19 protein-coding genes are annotated in these 22,555 nt (G+C 45.0%); 8 read left to right on the forward strand and 11 right to left on the reverse strand.

Features of this window, described 5'->3' with window-relative positions; translation table 11 throughout:
- Positions 1 to 87 precede the first annotated feature (87 nt).
- The 4 genes from AB4384_RS03955 to AB4384_RS03970 all read right to left on the reverse strand — a co-directional run bounded on the left by AB4384_RS03955 (position 88) and on the right by AB4384_RS03970 (position 5,143).
- Positions 88 to 1,041 carry a class I SAM-dependent methyltransferase gene (locus AB4384_RS03955; RefSeq protein WP_102320317.1) on the reverse strand — a complete coding sequence of 318 codons (954 nt, stop codon included), beginning with the start codon at positions 1,039 to 1,041 and terminating at the stop codon, positions 88 to 90.
- Positions 1,042 to 1,049: 8 nt separating this feature from the next.
- Positions 1,050 to 1,748, reverse strand: coding sequence for a TIGR01621 family pseudouridine synthase (locus AB4384_RS03960; protein WP_017060318.1), 699 nt, complete (start codon positions 1,746 to 1,748; stop codon positions 1,050 to 1,052).
- Positions 1,749 to 1,926: 178 nt separating this feature from the next.
- Positions 1,927 to 3,543, reverse strand: coding sequence for a methyl-accepting chemotaxis protein (locus tag AB4384_RS03965; protein WP_372128934.1), 1,617 nt, complete (start codon positions 3,541 to 3,543; stop codon positions 1,927 to 1,929).
- Positions 3,544 to 3,709: 166 nt separating this feature from the next.
- On the reverse strand, positions 3,710 to 5,143 hold the full coding sequence (locus tag AB4384_RS03970; RefSeq protein ID WP_050543975.1) for a sodium-dependent transporter: 1,434 nt from the start codon (positions 5,141 to 5,143) through the stop codon (positions 3,710 to 3,712).
- Positions 5,144 to 5,509: 366 nt separating this feature from the next.
- Between AB4384_RS03970 and cls the strand changes: the two genes are divergently transcribed.
- Positions 5,510 to 6,964: a cardiolipin synthase gene (gene cls, locus AB4384_RS03975; RefSeq protein WP_017065339.1), complete on the forward strand. Its 1,455-nt coding sequence runs from the start codon at positions 5,510 to 5,512 to the stop codon at positions 6,962 to 6,964.
- Between the two features lie 182 nt (positions 6,965 to 7,146).
- Positions 7,147 to 8,331 (forward strand): cystathionine beta-lyase, encoded by a 1,185-nt coding sequence (locus tag AB4384_RS03980; RefSeq protein WP_017065338.1) that lies wholly within the window; start codon positions 7,147 to 7,149, stop codon positions 8,329 to 8,331.
- Between the two features lie 244 nt (positions 8,332 to 8,575).
- On the opposite strand, the gene AB4384_RS03985 is transcribed toward AB4384_RS03980, so the two are convergent.
- The 7 genes from AB4384_RS03985 to pspA all read right to left on the reverse strand — a co-directional run bounded on the left by AB4384_RS03985 (position 8,576) and on the right by pspA (position 15,900).
- Positions 8,576 to 9,142 (reverse strand): DNA-3-methyladenine glycosylase I, encoded by a 567-nt coding sequence (locus tag AB4384_RS03985; RefSeq protein ID WP_102320255.1) that lies wholly within the window; start codon positions 9,140 to 9,142, stop codon positions 8,576 to 8,578.
- Positions 9,143 to 9,218: 76 nt separating this feature from the next.
- Positions 9,219 to 12,329, reverse strand: coding sequence for an efflux RND transporter permease subunit (locus AB4384_RS03990; protein WP_102320256.1), 3,111 nt, complete (start codon positions 12,327 to 12,329; stop codon positions 9,219 to 9,221).
- A complete protein-coding gene (locus AB4384_RS03995) occupies positions 12,322 to 13,407 on the reverse strand; it encodes an efflux RND transporter periplasmic adaptor subunit (RefSeq protein ID WP_017060312.1) in 1,086 nt (361 codons plus the stop codon). The genes AB4384_RS03990 and AB4384_RS03995 overlap by 8 nt, the downstream gene beginning before the upstream one ends.
- A 1-nt stretch (position 13,408) precedes the next feature.
- On the reverse strand, positions 13,409 to 14,443 hold the full coding sequence (locus AB4384_RS04000; protein ID WP_029235302.1) for an efflux RND transporter periplasmic adaptor subunit: 1,035 nt from the start codon (positions 14,441 to 14,443) through the stop codon (positions 13,409 to 13,411).
- Between the two features lie 158 nt (positions 14,444 to 14,601).
- A complete protein-coding gene (gene pspC, locus AB4384_RS04005) occupies positions 14,602 to 14,988 on the reverse strand; it encodes an envelope stress response membrane protein PspC (RefSeq protein WP_017065334.1) in 387 nt (128 codons plus the stop codon).
- Entirely contained in the window at positions 14,981 to 15,214 is a 234-nt protein-coding gene (gene pspB, locus AB4384_RS04010) for an envelope stress response membrane protein PspB (protein WP_004734605.1), read from the reverse strand. The genes pspC and pspB overlap by 8 nt, the downstream gene beginning before the upstream one ends.
- A gap of 14 nt (positions 15,215 to 15,228) precedes the next feature.
- Positions 15,229 to 15,900 carry a phage shock protein PspA gene (gene pspA / locus AB4384_RS04015; RefSeq protein WP_010440091.1) on the reverse strand — a complete coding sequence of 224 codons (672 nt, stop codon included), beginning with the start codon at positions 15,898 to 15,900 and terminating at the stop codon, positions 15,229 to 15,231.
- A gap of 273 nt (positions 15,901 to 16,173) precedes the next feature.
- Between pspA and pspF the strand changes: the two genes are divergently transcribed.
- The 6 genes from pspF (at position 16,174) to AB4384_RS04045 (ending at position 22,537) form a co-directional block, all read left to right on the forward strand.
- A complete protein-coding gene (gene pspF, locus AB4384_RS04020; protein WP_017060309.1) occupies positions 16,174 to 17,196 on the forward strand; it encodes a phage shock protein operon transcriptional activator in 1,023 nt (340 codons plus the stop codon).
- A gap of 102 nt (positions 17,197 to 17,298) precedes the next feature.
- Positions 17,299 to 18,921 (forward strand): ABC transporter substrate-binding protein SapA, encoded by a 1,623-nt coding sequence (gene sapA / locus AB4384_RS04025; RefSeq protein WP_017060308.1) that lies wholly within the window; start codon positions 17,299 to 17,301, stop codon positions 18,919 to 18,921.
- Complete coding sequence (locus tag AB4384_RS04030; protein ID WP_017060307.1) at positions 18,921 to 19,883, forward strand: ABC transporter permease subunit; 963 nt, start codon at positions 18,921 to 18,923, stop codon at positions 19,881 to 19,883. Before sapA ends, AB4384_RS04030 begins: the two co-directional genes overlap by 1 nt.
- Entirely contained in the window at positions 19,870 to 20,757 is an 888-nt protein-coding gene (locus AB4384_RS04035) for an ABC transporter permease subunit (RefSeq protein WP_102320257.1), read from the forward strand. Before AB4384_RS04030 ends, AB4384_RS04035 begins: the two co-directional genes overlap by 14 nt.
- Complete coding sequence (locus AB4384_RS04040; RefSeq protein ID WP_017060305.1) at positions 20,757 to 21,758, forward strand: oligopeptide/dipeptide ABC transporter ATP-binding protein; 1,002 nt, start codon at positions 20,757 to 20,759, stop codon at positions 21,756 to 21,758. Before AB4384_RS04035 ends, AB4384_RS04040 begins: the two co-directional genes overlap by 1 nt.
- On the forward strand, positions 21,755 to 22,537 hold the full coding sequence (locus AB4384_RS04045; RefSeq protein WP_017060304.1) for an ATP-binding cassette domain-containing protein: 783 nt from the start codon (positions 21,755 to 21,757) through the stop codon (positions 22,535 to 22,537). Before AB4384_RS04040 ends, AB4384_RS04045 begins: the two co-directional genes overlap by 4 nt.
- The last annotated feature ends 18 nt before the right edge of the window (positions 22,538 to 22,555 follow it).

Genomic DNA, 22,555 nt, shown 5'->3' on the forward strand with positions numbered 1-22,555 from the left:
AGTTAGTTTCTTGCACCTATAAAAACGCCGCTCATTGTGAGCGGCGTTTTCTATATTAGTATGGATAATGCCCGCTAAATCATGACATCAAGCTTCAGCTGAAGCCGTGATTTTAAACCTCAATACCTTTAGGCTTGAATCAAGGTCGACATCGACAAACTCAGGTGGGTTGTCCAGACGCTCAATGAATTCAACGCTTGGCGCTTCTTCTACCATCGTCTCGATTAGGAAGTTTGGCGATACTGCTGGTGAGTTAACACAAGCAATCACTTCTCCGCCTTCTGTTAGAAGATCAGGCAAGCGACGTAAGATCTTTTTGTAATCTTTAGTTAGGGCGAAGCTGCCTTTTTGGAACGAAGGTGGATCGATGATCACTAGCTCGTAAGGGCCGCCCTTCTTGATTTTCCCCCACGACTTAAAGATATCGTAGCCAAGGAAGTTAACCGAGCGCATATCGTGTTCATTCAGACGGTGGTTATCGCGACCTTTGTTTAGCGAGCCACGTGACATGTCCACGTTCATGCATTGACGAGCGCCACCAGCGATAGCCGCGACAGAGAAACCACAAGTGTATGCAAACAGGTTAAGAACGTTCTTATCCTTGGCATTATCTTGTACCCACTGACGACCATTACGCATGTCTAGGAACAAACCGAAGTTCTGATTACGGCCAATGTCTAATTGGTACTTAAGGCCATGCTCAACCACAACCGGAGAGTCATTCAACTCACCCCATAGAACCTCTGAAGGCGCACCATCGGCATAACGGTGTTGCAGAACAATGCTTGTGCCCTGCTTTGATTGCCAGATATCTTTGTTGGTGAGTTCAACCAATCCAGCTTTAAGAGATGACAAGAATTCATCGTTGACTTCTTTAAACACGTTAACCAGTAGCTGTCCATCAACCCAGTCACATGTCAGTTGCTCTAGACCAGGCCAAAACTTACCGCGCCCGTGGAAAATACGGCGTAGTTCGTTTGGTACTTCATTAAGTTGCTGTTCAATATGACTAAAAAACAGAGGTAAAGCTGATGCTTCCATTATTTCACTCACTTAGTGTTTAGCTTTGGCCAAGTTAATGACCAAGGTTCAAGCCAACTGTCCAAACCGTTCGACACGGTTTCCTGATGCCACTTCTCACCCAAAGAGTTTAAGCTCCTTGGGTCGCAGACATATTCGTAGGCTTGTGATTGATAGGCAAATCGAATCGCGAAGGCATGTAGATAACCTCTGTCAGCCTCACTCGATGGATTATAAATAGGGTCACCAACAATGGCTGAGCCGATCGACTTCATCGCGACACGGATCTGGTGAGTTCGCCCTGTATAGGGTTTGCATAACAGCAGACGCTCACCGGGTTCAGCCGTTGCTGATAAAAACTGAGTAATCGCCGGGTTCTCTTTGGATGTCAGAAGTTTCCAACTTGAGCGTCGTGAACGCTCCATGTCTCCTGAGATCAAACCTTGCTTTTTCTTTGGCTTCTTAGAGCCAATCGCAAGGTAGTATTTTTCTACTTCACGCTTTGCAAATAGCTGTGAAAGCTCGCTCGCCGCCGACGCATTTTTTGCCAGCAGCAGAATGCCCGAAGTCATTTTATCTAGTCGATGAACGAGATACAGCTTAGGCTCATTAATTGCCTTAGCAACTTCTTGAAGCAACATGGTATCGCCATCGTCTTTGTGGACGCTGACTCCAGGATGCTTATTGATAAGTAAAAAATCAGAGTGGTTCAGAAGAATATCGAACATGTAAAGGCTAGCTCCATTGTAGAACGTGGAGTATACCTCGTCTGAACCCAGATTCCAGCTACGAAAAAGCCCAACTCACTCAATAAATATTGAATCGTTGGGCTTCTTTTCAGCAACTAGCGATCAGTGCGTGGTCTTTACTCGATTACCAATAGGTAAATAGAACCAAGCTACCGCTTTACCCCAGTTTAAACTTACCAACTAATGCTTCTAGCTCAGCAACCTTAGCGTTCAAGCCTGATGTATTTTCGGAGCTACGAGTTGCTAGCTGCAGAGATTGCTCAGAGATATCGCTAATCGCGGCAATGTCCGCTGCAATTTCTTTGGTCACAGCCGTCTGTTCTTCTGCCGCAGTCGCAATAGAGTTAACCATGCTTTGTACATTGCCCGCACCGCTCACAATCGCTTCTAGAGCCGAAACCGCACCTGAGCTTTGCTCAACACCAATCTCAACTAAACGACAGTTATCTTGAGTGTAAGTCACCGCTTCTTGAGTGCCCGATTGAATCGATTGAATGATGCCCGAGACTTCTCGTGTCGCTTTGGTTGTTCTTTCTGCTAGCGCTCGCACTTCATCGGCTACCACAGCAAAACCACGACCAAACTCGCCTGCACGTGCCGCTTCAATTGCAGCGTTAAGAGCTAACAGGTTAGTTTGCTCAGCAATGTCTTCGATTACCTTGATAACGCTACCAATCTGCTCACCGTGAGAACCTAGAGTATTCATTTGCAACGACATATCGCTCATTTGAGTCGACACTTGTTGAATACTCACCACCATCTCAACAATCACGTTGCGGCCATCTTCTGCAGAGGTTTCTGAGCGACGTGCTTCTTCATAAGTTGAAGTACCTTGCTGCGCCACTTCTGAAATGGTCAAGCTTAACTCTTCAGCAGCCGTTGCAATTAAGTTGGCCTTATCAGCTTGAGCAGAAGCGCCCGTTACGATGTCTTGACTAATAGAAGATAGTTCGCCCGTAACAGATTGAACTTCATGGGTCACAGAAGAGATAGAACCTAATAAGTCCACTAACGACTTCTGCATCTGGTTAATCGAACTAGCAAGATCAGCCAGTTCATCACCAGACTCATCGGTAATGTCACCTGCGGTTAAATCACCATTTGCCACGCGGCGTGCTACTTGTTCAACACGAGTCAGGCGATTAGTAATAGAACTCGACAACATATATGCAATCACACAACCGAAGACGATAGCAATCGCAGACAACACCATGATAGTGCGCTCGATGGTAATAAACGTGTCGGTTAGTGTCAGTAGTGACTGTTCTGTATCTGCGCGCTCACTTGCTGACGCTTGATCCAGTAAGTTCTCAATAGGGATAAGATTGCTCTCATACAAAGATCGTAGCTGTTGAATATTGGCTAGTAGCGCAGCTTCATCATTGATCTTCGGCACAAGCTTTGATTCAAACTCTTGAGTGAAACGCCCCATCAGGTCTTCAATTCGCTGAATACGGCGGTGGTCTTCCGAACCTCTACTCTCCAAACACTTAGCCTGCTCGATAGCTTGAGCAAATTCGTTCTTGTTGGTTCGATAATCATTGAGTGCATTATCGACCAGAGTGATTGCACCCAGAGCATCTCGATAGACATCTCCAGCTTCATCGATCAAAACAAGGTAGGTAACGGTACCCGGTACATCATCTAATCTAATCTCATCGGCGCTCTTATGAGCGCCAATAACTTCCATCCATACAATACCGACTAACGTGACAAGCACCGCCAATATAGAGCCAAAACCGGCATACAGTTTCTTTCTCACTGACAATTTCAAACAACACCTACCTAAATCAAAATATAGCTCTAACAGCTATTCGTTCCATTTATATCGGCTATCAGACGGATACCTTTAATGGTTATTTTTCTTAGATAATTAAGTTCCAGACATAAAAAAACGGGAGCTAATGAGCTCCCGTTTATCAAATTACTTTATCTTGCGATTAGAACTTCTTAGAAATCAGCGCAAAACCGGCAATGATACCAATACCTAGTAGCATGATTGCACCTTTACCGCTATCGAAGCCAGAAGAGATACCCATGAACGCAACGATTGCGATAGCTACAGGGATGATGTACTTAACTAGTGTGTACCATAGACCAAATAGTGGGAAAGAGACTTCACCGTCGTTAGTGATTTCTTTCTCTAGGTCTGCACGGTTTAGTCTCCAACCAGCGAAGATACATACCAACATACCGCCAACCGCTAGGAAAATCTTATCCGTTAGTAGGTCGAAAATGTCGAACGCGCCAGTATCAAACAGTGTTGGACCGAAGCCGCCAAGTGATAGAGAAGCGAAGATACATAGAATCGCCATTACAACACTTGCAGACAGTACCGCTGTTACACGCTTCATGCCTTTCTCATCGATTAGGTAAGAAACCACAACTTCAAGTAGAGATACTGAAGATGTTAGTGCCGCAACACTCAAACCAACGAAGAACATAAGAGCAAATAGAAGACCGATTACGCCGCCCATTTCAGCGAATAGCTGAGGAACAACAACGAATACTAAACCAGGGCCCGCTGCAGGTTCCATACCGAACGCGAACATTGCAGGGAACATTGCAACACCAGCTAGAATAGCAACACCAGTATCCATTGCGGTTACCATTGCTGTTGTCTGAACTAGGTTCTCTTTCTTCTTAAGGTAAGAACCGTATGTCATCATACAACCCATACCAAGACTTAGAGAGAAGAATGCTTGACCTAGAGCGGCTAGGATTACATTGCTGTCTACTTTAGAGAAGTCAGGACTGAATAGGAACTCAAGACCAGCCATCGCGCCCGGAAGCATAATGCCTTTGATTGATACTACAATAAGGATAATGAAAAGAAGCGGCATCAGGATCTTACCTGCTTTCTCAATACCACCAGAGATACCTTTCATAACGATAACAACGTTAAGTAGTAGGTATAAGCCCATCCACATTAGTGGTTGAACTGGGTTTGAGATAAAGCCACCAAAGCTATCACCAATTGCTTCTGGTGCGTCTAGAAGACCACCTGCAATTTTACCGATGTATGCGATTGACCAACCGCCTACTACTGGGTAGAAACCCATGATAAGTAGACCACTGAATACGCCGATAACGCCAGCGAACGTCCAACGACGGTCAGTTGTTTTAAATGCACCTACTGCTGATTTTTGCGTATGACGGCCAATCGCAAATTCAGTCAGCATGACACTGAAACCAATAAAAATTACAAAAAACAGGTAAATGGCAACGAATGCACCACCGCCACTTTCGCCTGCTGTGTATGGGAATTTCCAAATGTTACCTAAGCCAACAGCAGAACCTGCTGCAGCCATTACGAATCCTAACTTCGAACCCCAGGTATCGCGGGGTGTTGTGGTTGTATTACTAGTAGCCACGTGTACTCCAAACTTTTGTGTTATGTGATGTTGTGTTTTGCTTTGGGTGGCGTCTTTAAAAGGAAGGTGTATAAATAAATTTACACACCTAAAAGGTTTGATTGACGCTCGTTGTCTAGCAAGTAAACCAGTTTAAGAATAAAATTGGAAGAGCACACCGTACAAATTTCGTTAAAGATGTAAATTTTTATGGTTAAATGCCGACTTTTCATACAAAACAATCGTTTTCTTCTTAAGTTGACCAAAACTTAACAACTTTAACCTATTTACATCTTTTGCTCTATTTTGTAAATAGTTGAATCCTTAAATTCCCATATCCGTTAAATAGCATTACTATCTAAGTGTCTCTTTTTTCGAGTATTCAATGTGGATAAGCTTTATCATTTTTTAACTTTGGCCTCTGTTGTTTTGTACTGGGTTCTCGTAGCCGGTGTGACGTTTCGTGTTGTACTAAAACGACGCTCTGTCAGCGTTTCTCTTGCTTGGCTAATGGTTATCTACATTATCCCGATTGTTGGTGTAGCTTGTTACTTCCTTTTTGGTGAGCTAAACCTAGGCAGAAAAAGGGCTGAACGCGCTCATCGTATGTTTACCCCTTTCGGCGACTGGTTCCGTCAATTGAATGATTGCCAACTTCACCAACCAGGGAAAGTCGGCTCCCCTATCCATAAGATTGACGAGCTTTGTAACAATCGAATGGGCATCCCTGCACTCAGTGGAAACACTCTATCGCTGCAATCTTCACCAAACGAGATCCTACACGCAATTATCGAAGATATAGAAAATGCACAAACCAGTATCAAGATGGTTTTCTATATTTGGCATCCAGGTGGCCTGACCGATTCGGTTGCCTCTGCGCTGATTCGCGCTGCAAAACGTGGCGTAGATGTTAAAGTTTTGCTCGATTCAGCCGGTAGCCCTCGCTTTTTCAAAAGCCACTGGCAGTCAATGATGAAGGACGCAGGCGTTCAAGTCGTACAAGCACTAGAAGTGAGCCCATGGCGTATTTTTTTACGTCGCCTAGATTTAAGACAACACCGCAAAATCATTGTGATTGACGAGACTATCGCCTATACGGGTTCAATGAACATGGTCGATCCTGCTCACTTCAAACAAAGTTCCGGCGTTGGTCAGTGGATTGATGTAATGGTCAGAGTGACTGGGCCAACCGTTAATGTGTTATCCGCTATTCATGGCTGGGATTGGGAAGTTGAGACTGGTGAACGCATTCTCCCTGATATACCTGAATGCCCAGTTGAAGAAATCATGACACATCATCCGGTTCAAGTAGTGCCGTCTGGCCCTGGCATGCCGGAATATTTGATCTTACAAGTACTGACCATCGCCATCAATCAAGCGAATCATTCTGTACGTATTACTACACCTTATTTTGTGCCAAGTGCTGACTTACTCGAAACACTTAAGATGACAGCTCAACGCGGCGTAACTGTAGAACTGATCATTCCACACAATAACGATTCACTAATGGTTAAATGGGCTTCTCGTGCGTTTTATACCGAGTTGCTTGAAGCTGGCGTGAAGATCTATGAATTTTACGGTGGCCTTCTTCATACCAAATCGGTAGTGATCGATGAAGAGTTTTGCTTGATCGGAACCGTCAATATCGACATGCGCAGTTTGTGGCTCAACTTTGAAGTGACTCTGGCTGTGGATGATGTGCATTTCACGCAAAAACTGTCTGAGCTGCAGAAATCTTATATCGCTTCATCCCACTCTGTAGAGTTAGAACAGTGGGAGCAAAGAAACCTTAGTAATCGCTTCTTTGAGAGGCTGTTCTACTTGTTCAACCCACTCCTATAATTCCAGCAATGAGTCGATTATGGCTCGTTGTTTCCCCATCGATCATTTTTAACCTTTCACTGTTAACTGAGTGAAAGGTTAAAAATCGTAAGAAAAGCGCAAAAATCCCCGCTCCGCTCTTGCTTTGAACACTCTTGGCATGTTTTAAATAGGACATAACCGATTGATAAGGAATTCACAGCATGTCCGAGAACAAAACCACTAAACTTATCACTGCCGGTCGTGATAAGAAGTGGACCAATGGTGTTGTTAACCCACCAGTACAACGCGCTTCAACTGTCGTATTTAACTCAGTAGAAGAGAAGCGTAAAGCTACGATTAACCGCGCTAACAAGACCCTTTTTTACGGACGTCGTGGAACCAACACTCATTTTGCCTTCCAAGATGCGATGGTTGAAGTAGAAGGCGGCGCGGGTTGTGCACTGTACCCGTGTGGTACAGCAGCAATTTCGAATGCCATTCTCTCTTTTGTAGAAACAGGTGATCATATTTTAATGGTTGACACCTGCTACGAACCTACTCGTGATTTCTGTGACACCATCATGAAAAAGATGGGGGTAGAGACAACTTACTACGAGCCAACGATTGGTGAAGGTATCCAAGACCTTATCAAGCCAAACACTAAGGTGCTGTTTACTGAGTCTCCAGGCTCTGTCACCATGGAAGTGCAGGATATTCCAACACTAGCGCGTATCGCTCATGAACATGACATCATCGTTATGCTAGACAATACTTGGGCGGCTGGCGTGAACTTCTCACCGTTTGATTTTGGTGTTGATATCTCGATTCAAGCAGCGACCAAATACATCGTGGGTCACTCTGATGTGATGCTAGGTACGGCAGTCGCCAATGAGAAATGCTGGGATCAACTAAGAGAGCAAAGTTACTTGATGGGGCAATGTGTCTCACCTGATGATGCTTATTTAGGGCTTCGCGGCATTCGTACTCTTGATGTGCGTCTACGCCAACACGCAGAAAGCAGCTTGAAGGTCGCAAAATGGTTAGAGACTCGTCCTGAAGTTAACCACGTTCGTCACCCTGCTCTTGAGTCTTGCCCAGGCCATGAATTCTTCAAACGAGATTTTACTGGCGGTAATGGCTTGTTCTCTTTTGTACTAAACAACTCTAATATCAAAGCGACGACAGCGTTACTTGATGGAATGACACATTTTAGTATGGGTTACTCTTGGGGTGGATTTGAAAGTTTGATTCTAGCTAACGAACCAAGCAGTTTTGACAGCTTGAGAACTGTTGCCAATCCTAATTTCGAAGGTACCTTGATACGTGTTCATATTGGGTTAGAAGATGTTGATGACCTGATTGCTGATCTAGAGGCGGGATTAGAACGTTATAGCGCTCTGATTTAATCTGAGACGATAGGTCTAATATGCAAAAAAGGCAGGATATTCCTGCCTTTTTCTGTTTAAAGCATAACTCAAAATACTCATATTCAGATACTTCAGCTCATAATACAAACCGCTCATAGTCCAGAAGCTTTCAAAGCCAATATTGAACCTTAAAGCACATCCACTTAAAGATCTCAGATCGATGAAAAAATGGCTATGAATTTTTCAATTTCTAAGTGATTGTTCCGCTGAAATAAATAACACTTTATTTGTGTGGGCAACCGACTAAATGATCATTGACCATACCTGTTGCTTGCATAAATGCGTAACAGATTGTTTCTCCTACAAACTTAAAGCCTCTCTTCTTCAAAAACTTACTCATCGCTTTAGATTGCTCGGTAGAAGCGGGAACTTGAGACATCTCAGTCCATTGATTCACGATCACTTCATTATCAACAAATTGCCATAAGGCATTAGAAAGAGAGCCGAACTCTTTCTGTAATTCAAGCGTTGCTCGTGCATTGTTGTATACCGAAGCAATCTTACCCCTGTGTTTAACCACATCGAAGTTTTCAATGATGTGCGGCACGTTGTCTTCATTCAGCTCAGCTAGCTTGTTTAGATCGTAATCATCGAACGCGGCACGATAGCCTTCACGCTTTTTAAGGATCGTAATCCAACTCAGACCGGCTTGAGCACCTTCTAAAGTAATGAACTCAAACAGAACTTGGTCATCATAAACAGGCACGCCCCACTCTGCATCGTGGTACTCCCTTTCAAGCTCATGTTTAAGCGCCCATGCACACGTTCTATCCACTGTATTCGCTTCCATTTCGATAGTCTCTTTTAGTAATCGTACATAAAAATAATGCCCCAATTAGGGGCATTATTTCAAAGGTTAGTTGACGTTAAGCCACTTCAATTTTATGGAATAAACGATACAGCACAGGTACTACGATTAGCGTGAGTACAGTCGCAAAGCCTAAACCAAACATGATGGTTACTGCCATTGGTTTAAAGAAGATGTCCGGTAGTAGAGGGATCATACCAAGAATGGTGGTGATCGCAGCCATACATACCGGACGAACACGACTCAGTGCCGCATCAACAACCGCTACATATGGATCTTTACCGGACTTCATCTCAATCTCAATTTGGTCAAGCAGTACGATACCGTTCTTAAGTAGCATCCCGGATAAACTCAAGAAGCCTAGCAATGCCATGAAGCCAAATGGTGTATTCAAGGCTAATAAGCCTGTCGTTACCCCGATTAGCGCTAATGGAACCGTTAGCCAAACAATTAGCGGTTCTTTGACCGAGTTGAACAAGAACACGGTAATCAAGAACATGAACAGGTAACCCATCGGCATAGTGGTAAACAGAGACGCTTGTGCATCAGCAGATGACTCATATTCACCACCCCACTCCAACGAATAACCCGGTGGCATCTCAATCGCTTCAATTTGTGGCTGTAAGCGTTTCTGTAACGTCGAAGCCGTTTCTTCACCCAATAGGTCGTTGTCGGCCATTACCGTCAGCATACGCTTACGGTTCTTACGGATGATAAGTGGATCTTCCCATTCCAATTCGTAGCCAAGCGTCACTTGCTGCAACGGAATATATTCGCTTAATGCCGGGCTCCAAATCTTCATACCTTCGATGTTGCGAATATCAACTCGCTCATCTTCAGGTAAACGAGCCACAATAGGCATCAACGTAGTACCATCACGATACACACCAATCGACTTACCAGAGAAAGACATCGCTAGGAAATCATCAACGTCAGACTTGGTAATACCATAACGACGCGCTTGGCTTTCATTGAACTGAGGCTCTAATACCTTAGTTCTTTCACGCCAATCATGACGAACGTTAAATGCTCCGTCATCAGCACGCATGATGTCCATAACTTGAGCTGCGATTGAACGTAGCACGGTTGGGTCTGAACCGACGATTCGAGCCTCAATTTTCGCACCGCCACTAGGGCCTAATTCAATTTGCTTAAGTTTGTAATCAATTTCAGGGAACTGACTGTCAACGTGTTCACGGAAGCGACGCATCAGCCCTTCAAGTACCTGATAATCTGTCACACGAACCGTGATTTCGCCATACGCGCTATAACTCTTCTCGGGTGAGTAGGTCAACATGAAACGCTGCAGACCTTTACCGGCCGTGGTCGTGATATGTTCAACTTCACTTTGTTCCGACAACCAACTCTCAAGCACTCTCAACTTGGTATTAGTTGCTCGAATATCCGTACCTTCTGGCATCCAAACATCCACTTGGAACATCGGAGTAGTTGAAGATGGGAAGAATGCTTGTTTCACAAAGCCAAAACCGTACACACTCGCACCTAAACCAATCACCAGAACGATCATGGTTAGCCACGCGCGTTTCATACAGAACTCAAGGAAGTTTTTATAGATAACAAAAACCATCCCGTTGTATGGGTCTTTGCCTTCGTTATCGGGATCAACCTTCTGTCCTCTGAAGAAGATATCGGCAAAAAACGGCGTGATCGAGATAGCAGTAAACCAACTCAGCATCAATGAAATCAATAGTACCGTGAACAAGGTGCCACAGTATTCGCCCGTTGAATCTTCAGACAAACCAATTGGAGCAAACGCGGTGACCGCAATCACCGTTGCACCGAGCAGTGGCCATTTGGTTTGGGTCACGATATCAGTGGCGGCCTGCATCCGGGTTCGCCCCTTCTGCGTGCCGATCAATATCCCCTCCACCACCACAATGGCATTATCCACCAGCATCCCCAAGGCAATAACCAACGCGCCCAGTGAAATACGTTGAAGGTCGATTTTGAAGTACTGCATGAAAATAAAGGTGCCGAATACGGTCAATAGCAGTATCAAACCAATCAACAGACCCGATCGTACTCCCATGAAGAACAGTAACACCACGATTACGATCGCAACCGCCTGCCCTAAACTCACCACAAATCCGCTTACCGACTTGTTCACCTCTTTAGGTTGGTTATAAACCTCGGAGATGTCGATACCGACGGGTTGTTGATATTTAAGCTCGGCGAGTCTTCGATCAAAGTCTTCACCCACTGCGACCACGTTCACGCCTTGCGCAAAAGAGACACCCAGGTTAAGCGCGAGTTCGCCGTTATAACCAATGATGTTACTCGGTACCTCAACGTAACCACGAGTTACATTCGCCACATCTTTTAGATAGATAAGCCCTTGAGCGCCACCTTCCGTAAGAATCAAATCTCCAAGCTGTTCAACGTTCTGGAACTCACCCGTTGGATGGATTCGAATATATTCATCACCAATCCTTACCGCTCCTGCACTTGATACAATATTTTGAGTCGATAAAAGATTAAATACCGTGCTTGGAGACAGACCTAAGGAGCTTATCCGCTTCATCGATATCTCAATGAATACTTGCTCTTGTTGTTGACCAGAAACAGAGACCTTACTGACCCCATCAACCAACTCCAGCTCTCGCCTTAGATAATCAATGTAATCCAGCAGCTCTTTGTAGCTATAACCATCACCCGTCACCGCAAGCAAGATCCCGTAAACGTCACCGAAGTCATCAATGACTTGAGGATCATTGACCCCAGGTGGCAGTTCAACCTTAAGATCATTCACTTTTCGGCGAAGTTCATCCCAAATTTGCGGAAGATCGTCCGGACCATAGTTATTCTTCATCGTTACCGTTACCTGAGACAGGCCACGGCTTGAAATAGAGTTCACTTCGTCGACATAGGTAAGCTGTTGAATCGCTTTCTCTAGTGGGTAGGTAACTTCTTCTTCCACCTGCTGAGGCGTTGCCCCCGGGTATGAAGTCACGACCATTGCATCTTTGATGGTAAAGGCAGGATCTTCTAAACGCCCCAAACCGAAGAATGCTGAAACACCACCAATAAGAAAGATCAGAGATAGCATCCAGCTAATGACTTTGTTACGTATAAAGTAAGAAGCAACACCTGTGATCTGATCATCACCCTGTTGATCGTCATTTTGGGGCTTGTTTTTTACTTCACTCATTGTTCGTCTCCTGAGACAATACTTCCACTGTCATCCCATCTCGCAATCGCGATACGCCTGCAACAACGACATGCTGCCCCATTTCCAATCCTTTCACTACCTGCAATGTTTCCTGGTTTGCTTTTCCTAACACGACTTGTTGTTTCGAGACTGTCTTGTCGTCGTTAAGAACCCACACATAAGAGTTTTTACGATCCAGTTCATCACCGTCTGCATTGAATACCGCTTCGATCGGAATAAGTACACCAGCTTTTAGCTCCAAACCGATATCCCGCCCGTTTGAAGTCACATCAACGGCCATACCATCAAGAATCAAATCGTCTTCTGGCATCGGCAAAGCTAATGTAACCGTGAAGGTACCCGTACTTGGATCGGGTTCAGTGGTGAACTCTTTAATACCTGCGGTGTATTCATTACCGCTTGGCACTCTCACCACAGCTTCCACGTTCGAGAGGAGCGTTTCATTGGGTTGATTCACATAAATTTGGTCAGGGAGCTGAATCACAACTTCGACATCCTCAACACTGTGAATGTTCACAATCTGTTGGCCTACCTGAATATTTTCATATTGGTCGACACTGACTCGAGAAATAATCCCATCAACAGGCGCACGAAGCATAGTGAACGATAAGCGCAGTTTCGCCAGTTCCAACTCGGCATAAGCAATCTGGCGTTGAGCGGCAATTTCATCGAATTGCGACTTAGCCAATAAGCCTTTCTTCACTAGCGGACTCGAACGTCGGTATTGACTATTGATTACCGTGTAACGAGCTTGAGCATTGTCCACATCCAATTGATAATCGGTAGGGTCAAGCTCGGCAATGATGTCCCCTTTGGCAACTCGTTCACCTTCCTTCACATCTAGCTTGAAGATTTCACCCGCAACTCGGAAACTGAGGTGAGCCTTCTCAGCAGCGTTTGCTACCGCAGGGAAATAGAGTTTGTCGCTAAAATCGATGACTGAAATCTCGATAGCTTTAACCAAGGGCGTGTTATTCACTTCTACAGCTTGCTTATCTTCACAAGCCGTCAGTAAGGCTAAACACGACAGGCCAGCAGCCACTTTAAGTGTTTTCATGTTATAGCCCCCTTTCCTTGATCCACTCTCGAACTTTAATGCCCGACTCAAGACCATTGACGCCAGAAGTCACAATGCGATCGCCATCGTTCAATCCAGAGACGATATGGCGTTTTTCATCGATGACAATGGCAACATTTTCAACAATGCCGTCGCTATTCACACGCCATACAGAGACATCATCCCCATCGGTCATCATTGCTGACGTTGGTATTTTGGTGGCCGCCGCTAACGATGAAACGAGATTTACCGAGCCAGACATACCGGGCAAAATACCCACATCGGTGGGTCTTTCCATTACCATGGTGACTTTGTACGAACCTGTTTTCGGGTCAGCTTCGGTATCCACTTCTTGGAAGGTTAAAACGTAAGAGTTTTCAGGAAACGCATCAAAAACCATGGTTGCATCAATCTCGACCCCTGATGAAAAGCGCGTAATAAGTTGGTCGGGTAATAAGAAGACGACTTTAAGAATTTGATTGGTTTGAATATTCATCACGCCTTGTTTAGCCGCAATGTATTCATGGTTTTCAGCAGGAATGATGGAAATGGTTCCGTCATACGGCGCAACCAAAGTGGTGTAGCGAAGATTCGCGTTAGCTTGATTAAGCACCGCGCGAGCTGAATTGTGGTTCGCTTTCGCTTGGTCGAAATCTTGCTCTGATACCACACGATCTTTACGAAGTTTGATCGCACGTTGATATTGAACATCGGCTAGCTGAAAATTCGCTTTTGCTTGCTTCTCTAGTAGTTGATATTCATCGGGATTTAACTTAGCAAGCTCGTCGCCTTTAGACACGTGCTGCCCAGCGGTCACATCGATGCTCTGCAATAACCCAGGAACACGGAATGCGAGTACCGCTCTGTCACCAGCTTCTGTGGTAGCAGGGAAATTACGCTCAAAGGCATTATTACCGACGGAGACAGTGAAGAGTTTGGCGGGTCTGGACTCAGGTTCAGGCACGGGAGGAAGCTCCTTACCACACCCAGACAACCCAGCTAAGGCAGTCAATAGGACAAGGGAGGCTCTATACATTGGTGATCATCCATATCTATAAATATTTTTATAACATAGATTAATCACATGTAACTTACCAGTCAGCGTAAGATTTATTTAGAGAAAATTATTAAAAAAAATAACGGCTTGGAATAAATTTTCCTAAACCGTTATCTAATCCTTTTTAGGTTTTACCACTACATGTTCTTAAATTCACGATTCACTTTAAACGTATCTGAGGTGACATAAGCTTCCATGTTGCGGACACTGGTCTCTAACTTCTGGAAATCACCCTCTAAAGTGTTCAATAGCGACTCTGCAGTTTGCCCTTTTTCCCAAGGCTTTTGCTTCAGCGTATGCTCTTGTTTCGCCTTCATTTGGTCGACATACTGAGGTGGTTGTTTTTCAAGCATAAATGTCAAAGCTAAATACGCTAATAACACCAGAAAACTACCACCAAGCAGTGCTGCTGAGATAACTAAGATGCGAACCAACCACACTTCAAGGCCAAAATAGTTCGCTAACCCTGCACACACACCAGACAATTTGCCGTTAATCGTGTCGCGATACAGTTCTCTACTCATAGTTTCGTCTCCAGTTAGGCGACTCCGCATCCAGTATTTTTTCTAGCGTTTTCACTCGGTCTTGCATGGATTCGGCTTGCGCAGAAAGCTTATGCAGACGTTGAAGATCCGTTTCAGAAAGACCATTGCTGGATTTCTTCTTGCTGCGGTAATGTAAGAATAACCATAGCGGTGCCACGAAGATTAAAAAGACAATCAGTGGACCTGCAATTAGAAATGTTGACATAGACAACTCCTAGATTATTTATCGCGGTTTTCAACTTGTTGCTTCAGTTTCGCTAGCTCTTTTTCGATTTCATCTTGAGCTTGTAGCTCGGCAAACTCTTGGTCTAAAGATTTTGCGTTGCCAGTCTTAGCGTAAACGTCCGCTTCAGCTTCTAATTCATCCACTTTACGCGAGAATTGCTCAAACTTCGCCATTGCTTCGTTGGTTTTGCTTGAGTGCAGGTGTTTTTGAACATCACGACGGTTGCTTGCCGCATTGTTACGAATCATTAATGCTTGTTGCTTTGCACGAGTTTCTGCGATTTTTGTTTCAAGTTTACCAATTTCACTCGTCAATTTTTCGATGGTTTCATGAACCAAGGTTTGTTCGGTGTGAAGGCTCTTGATGATGTCTTCCAGTTTTTGCTTTTCGATTAGCGCCGCTCTCGCCAAATCTTCGCGTTGTTTGGTCAGGGCAAGTGTCGCTTTATTTTGCCAATCTAGAATCTGTGTTTCGATAGCTTCTACTTTACGCGCTAGCTCTTTCTTGTCAGCAATTGCTTTTGCTGAGTTGGTACGAACTTCAACTAAGGTGTCTTCCATTTCTTGGATAATAAGACGAATCATCTTTTCTGGATCTTCAGCCTTATCTAATAGTGCACTGATGTTTGAATTTACAATGTCTGCAAAGCGAGAAAAAATACCCATGAGGAACTCCTTAATTACAATGATGGCAAATGCGTTTCAAATCGTTGTGCGACTTTATCAATCCACTTGCTCAAAAATTTACGTTTGTTGTTAAACCTACCATAAATAATCCAAGTAGCGTGCCAACTTTTAAGCCATTTATTATCAGTTACTTACAATAAAATGGTGATTAACTCGAACCATGCTATGATGAATTTAGCCAAGTATTGGTATTTTTCACCACTATGGCTCTTACATGACCTCTCCAGCGATTAATTCATACAAGGACCCGCTATGCAGCAGAACCTCATTGGTGAATCACCTAGCTTTCTCTCTGTGTTAGATAAAGTTTCCCAACTCGCACCAATAGAAAGACCCATTCTGATCATTGGCGAACGTGGCACAGGTAAAGAGTTGATCGCACAAAGACTGCATTACCTTTCAAGACGTTGGGATCAACCTTTGATCTCATTGAACTGCTCAACCTTAAGTGAAGGTTTGATTGATTCAGAACTGTTTGGTCATGAATCGGGATCCTTTACGGGTTCGAAAGGGCGTCATCAAGGTCGTTTTGAAAGAGCAGAAGGCGGAACGCTGTTTCTGGATGAGCTGGCGACCACTCCCCTTGCGGTTCAAGAGAAACTACTGCGCGTTATTGAATACGGGCAATATGAACGTGTCGGTGGGCAAAAGGCACTAAGTGCCAATGTCAGACTGGTGTGTGCAACCAATGCCGACTTACCAGACATGGCATTAAAGGGCGAATTCCGAGCAGACCTATTAGATAGACTGGCGTTTGACGTCATTACTATCCCTCCTTTGCGTGAGCGAAAAGAAGACATCATGCTACTGGCAGAATATTACGCCATTAAGATGTGTCGTGAATTGGAATTGGAGTTGTTTGTTGGCTTTGCCCCCTCTGCCGTTGAATCGCTTTTGGATTATTCTTGGCCAGGGAATGTACGAGAACTCAAAAACGTCATTGAGCGAGCTATCTATCAGCACGGAAAAGATCCATATCCTATTGAATATTTGGTGTTTAACCCATTTAAACCCGCATGGAAAACAGAGCAAGATTCCTCTCCGGAAACTGGCAATGAGCCGTCTAACAGCCATACTTCATCAGAGAGCTTGTTTTCTTTGCCGCTTGATTACAAAGCATGGCAAGAACAACAAGACATCAAGCTACTCAACCAAGCCCTCAAACAGAGCAAATATAACCAGAAACAAGCCGCAGAATTACTTGGGTTAACCTACAACCAATTACGTGGAATGGTGAGGAAGTACGCGATTGTCGGACAAGCTAACGATAAATAGCTGTCCACGCTTGATTATTATTTGGAGCCGAATAAATAAAATGTTAAATTGTCCGGATCTTGAGGCTCCTCTAACGCCTCGTTTCGAAAAGTATTTCTTTTTATGAAAGCACTAATAAGACTATCACTGAGCATCTGTACGCTGAGCTTTCTCGCTGGATGTGGTGAGAGTGTGAATCACGAGCAAATCCGTGAAAAAGGCTTCATTTATTGCGGCCAAGGTAATCCTAGTACCTTCAACCCACAGCTGGTTGATAGTGGCATTACCGCAGAATCGCTGAGTCCTCAAATTTTCGATACACTGCTCACTCTTGATCCGATGACGTACCGACCAAAACAGAACTTGGCGACAAGTTGGTCTGTTGATAAATCAGGTACAGAGTACACGTTCAAACTGCGCCCAAATGTTGCGTTCCAAACGACAGACTGGTTCACCCCTACTCGTAGCATGAATGCACAAGATGTGGTGTTTAGCTTTGAACGTGTCATTGATAGTTCAAACCCATTTCATTATGTGGGTGGCGGCCTATACCCGTGGTTTGCCGGAATCGACTTCAAGACCCTGATTGTCGATATCACCGCGGTTGACGACCTAACAGTGAAATTCCAATTAAGTCGCCCAGACAATTCATTTCTCAATAACATCGCCACCAGCTATGCGGTCATTCACTCTAAAGAGTATGCCAATCAGCTCATTGCAGCGGATGAGAAAAATCGAATCGATTCCAATCCAGTCGGCACTGGCCCTTTCTACTTGGATGAATACCAAATCAACGACCTAGTGCGCTTGAAAAAGAACAAGCACTACTGGAAGGGTGAAGTACAAATGGACCAAGTTGTGTTCGATACTTCGCAACGTGGAACAGGCACACTTGCCAAGCTTCTGCGTAGTGAGTGTGACGTGCTCAACTCACCAATTTCTAGCCAAATCCCTATTATTCAGGCTCATGAAGAGTTGAAGATTTCTGCTACTCCGGCGGTTAATGTCTCTTTCATCGCGCTGAATACTGAGCACCCTGCACTGCGTGACTCTCGAGTTCGTAAAGCGCTCAACTTAGCTATCAATCGTCAGAACATTCTTGATTCTGTGTATTACGGTACAGGAACCAAAGCCTACACCTTGCTTCCTCCGACTTCTTGGGCTCACCAAAAAGACAGCGTTCAAGTTCGCTACGACCGAAACTATGCGGTTGCGCTTCTCAAAGAAGCTGGCGTTGAACCTGGGTTAGAGCTTTCAATGTGGGTACCACTAGAGCCACGCGCATACAATCCAAGTCCAAGAAAAACGGCAGAACTTATCCAAGCAAACTTAGCCGATATTGGTATTGAATTGAAACTCTATACCGACGACCGATTTGACCGCACACAGTTGTCCTCTATTTCCTCAACAGACTTGTTGCTTACAGGCTGGATAGGCAATACCGGTGACCCGGACAACTTCTTACGTCCGCTGCTCTCATGCAGCTCTGAGCGTGCAGGGTTAAACGTCTCGATGTGGTGTAATTCAGACTTTGATTTCCTTCTCGACTTAGCATTAGAGATCAATCAACAAAGGCACCGTGTGAACTTGTACCGACAAGCCCAAAACATTCTCAATGAAGAAGTTCCTGTGATTCCTTTAGCTCATGGCGTGCAATTTCGCGTGCACGATCGTTCGCTAACAGGCTTTAAAGCAAGTCCTTTCAATGCCCAACCTTTTGATCAAGTCAGAAGAGAGGTGCAGTAATGTTTTGGTATACATTAAGACGTGTAAACTTATTCGTTATTACGCTAGGAATTCTGACCTTGGTAGGTTTTTCCCTGCTTCGATTAGACCAAACCTCACCTTGGGCAATTCAAGATTTTTGGCCCGGTTGGATTAGCTATATCACTGAATTATCGACGCTAAACTTTGGCCTAAGCAAACACGGTGTGCCTATCATCGATGAGTTGGTCCTGGTGTTCCCTGCAACGCTAGAGCTGTGCTTCTTTGCCTTTGTGTTGGCACTCATCATCGGTATCCCTTTCGGCACCATTGCTGGTATGAGACAAGGTAAATTTGTTGATACCACCATATCGTTCACCTCAATGGCCGGTTACTCTGCGCCTATATTTTGGGTCGCGTTGCTGATGATCATGGTGTTTTCACTGCACTTTGAAATGTTCCCAGTTGGTGGCCGATACGACCTACTTTACGAGATTGAACACGTGACTGGATTCGCGATGATTGACGCCTTTTTTGCCGAGGGTCGCTACCGTGCGCACGCACTACAAAGTGTTATCGAGCACATGGCGTTGCCTTGTCTTGTTTTAGCACTGGCGCCAACGACTCAGGTCATCCGATTGATGAGAGCGTCAGTGGCTGAAGTAATGACGCAAAACTACATCCGCGCTGCGCGAATTAAAGGTCTTTCCACTAGAGAGATCATCACGCAGCACGTGCTAAGAAACGCGATACCTCCGATTATTCCTAAGGTCGGTGTTCAGCTATCGAGTATGTTAACGCTTGCTATTGTTACCGAGTCTATCTTTAACTGGCCGGGCATTGGCCGCTGGTTATTGGATGCCTTATCGAATCAAGATTACGTTTCAATTCAAGCTGGTGTAATTGTGGTGGCTACCTTAGTTTTGACCGCTAATATTCTGTCCGATCTACTGGGCGCGATGATCAATCCACTGGTAAGGAAGGAATGGTATGCTAACAAATAACGTCTACCAAGAAGAACAGATTCCAACCCAGTTCGAACGTTTCTGGCGCAGCTTCCGCAGCAATAATCTAGCTATGTTTGGCTTGTGGTGTTTGGTGCTTATCATTCTGGTCACCGTCACTTCACCGTGGCTAACCCCGCATGATGCACAAGAACAAACCGGTCACCTATTAACGCCGCCCTCTTGGGATCCTGCGGGAACGGTAGAATACTTTTTGGGTACGGATGACTTAGGCAGAGATATTCTCTCTCGCCTAATAATTGGCTCTCAGTTAACCTTCGGCGCCGCGGTGGTGATTACCTTTATCGCAGCCGTCATTGGTTGTCTGATTGGCGTACTTGCTGGTATGACGCGCGGTTTACTATCAAGCACGCTAAACCACCTGCTTGATACTGTTATGTCGATTCCATCTCTTCTGCTGGCGATTATCTTCGTGGCATTCCTTGGCTTTGGGGAGTTTAATATCTTGCTCGCCTTGTGCTTGGCACTGATCCCGCGCTTTATACGCTCGGTGTACATTGCCGTGCATGCTGAAGTAGAAAAAGACTATATTCTGGCTTCTCGCCTTGATGGTGCGAACGATTTTTACCTGCTATGGAACTCAATCCTTCCGAACATCCTTACCGTGATCGCTCTTGAAGTTACGCTGGCACTGTCAGTCGCAATTCTTGATATCACGGCTTTAGGTTTCCTAGGGCTTGGCGCTCAAGCACCGAGTACCGAATGGGGCTCCATCTTGGGTGATTCGGTCGAGTTGATTTACCTTGCGCCATGGACAGTTACCCTACCCGGCTTAGCTATTATGTTTACAGTTATCGTGATTAACCTCGTCGGTGAAGGTGTTCGCCAAGCGCTAAATGCAGGAATCGAATAATGCCGTTACTTGATATTCGACATCTAACCATCGAGATTGAGACCCCTCAAGGGATGGTTAAAGCCGTAGATCGAATGAGTATTACCCTCAATGAAGGGGAAATTCGTGGCTTAGTAGGTGAATCAGGCTCAGGTAAGAGTTTGGTTGCAAAAGCGATCGTCGGAGTATGTAAAGAAAACTGGAAGGTTTCTGCAGACCGAATGCGCTTAGGTAATATCGACCTACTGCAACTGACGCCGAAAGAAAGACGCCGAGTGATCGCCCGCGATATCGCAATGATCTTCCAAGAGCCATCAACGTGCCTTGACCCTTCTGAAAAAGTAGGTAACCAGCTCGTTGAAGCGATCCCTTCCCATTCGTTTGAAGGTCGTTGGTGGCAACGATTTAAGTGGCGTAAGAAGCAAGCGATCGCATTACTACACAAAGTCGGCATCAAAGACCACTCTCGCCTAATGGACAGTTACTCTTATGAGCTGACAGATGGTGAGTGTCAAAAAGTCATGATCGCAATGGCGATCGCTGCCAAGCCAAAAGTCTTGATTGCTGACGAGCCAACCAACGATTTAGACCCAATTACACAGTCTCAAATATTGCGTCTTTTGAGTCGTATGAACCAGATCAATAACACCACCATCGTGTTGATCGGCCATGACTTAACCACCATTACCCAATGGGCGACTCGCATTACCGTGATGTACTGTGGTCAATCGGTAGAATCCGCTGATACACCGAAGCTGTTGGATGCACCAAAGCACCCGTACACCGTTGCTTTGTTAAAAGCGATGCCAGACTTTAACGACTGGATTCCCCACAAGGAGAAGCTCCAGTCTTTGCCGGGGTCAATTCCACCGCTGCAACATCTTCCTATTGGTTGTCGATTAGGGCCTCGCTGCCCATACGCACAAAGGCAGTGTGTCGAGATCCCACATACGAAACGTATCAAGAACCATAAGTTCAACTGTCACTTCCCTCTGAATATGGAGAAGAAAAAGAAATCATGAGTGCATTATTAGAAGTCAGTGATTTGTCTAAAGACTTTACGACTCGCTCTGGTCTTTTCCGTAAAAAGATTCATCAGGCGGTGAAGCCAGTTAGCTTTTCTCTTGAAGCAGGCCAGACAATTGGTTTTATCGGCCAGAATGGTTCTGGCAAATCAACATTAGCCAGAATGCTCGCAGGCATGGTGGAGCCAACCGCAGGCGAGATCCGCGTGAATGGCGAAAAGCTAGAGCACAAAGACTACTCGACTCGTTGTAAGCTGATTCGAATGATCTTCCAAGATCCGAATACGTCACTTAACCCGCGCATTCAGATCGGTCGAATTCTTGAAGGTCCATTAAAGCGAAACACCAACATGCCTCCAGAAGCTCGTATGCGTCGTGTGAAAGACACACTACTGCGCGTAGGCCTTCTACCGGAACATGCGTATTTCTACCCTCAGATGCTTGCTGCAGGCCAGAAACAAAGGGTTTGTTTGGCTCGTGCCTTAATACTTCAGCCATCCATCATTGTTGCTGATGAAGCTTTAAATGGTTTGGACATGGCAATGCGCTCGCAAATCATCAATCTGTTCTTAGAGTTACAAGAAGAGATGGGCGTATCGTTCGTTTATGTATCTCAACACCTCGGTATTGTTAAGCACATTACCGACAAGATTATTGTCATGCATGAAGGCAATGTGGTTGAGAGTGGGGAAACAGATCAAGTGCTAACCAATCCAACTCACCAAATCACCCAAAGATTGGTTGAGAGCCATTTCTCCAAAGCGCCGAACCACTAACCTGGAATCACGCTACAT

The sequence above is a fragment of the Vibrio sp. 10N.261.51.A4 genome, from assembly GCF_041471945.1.
GTDB classification, from domain to species: domain Bacteria; phylum Pseudomonadota; class Gammaproteobacteria; order Enterobacterales; family Vibrionaceae; genus Vibrio; species Vibrio crassostreae_C.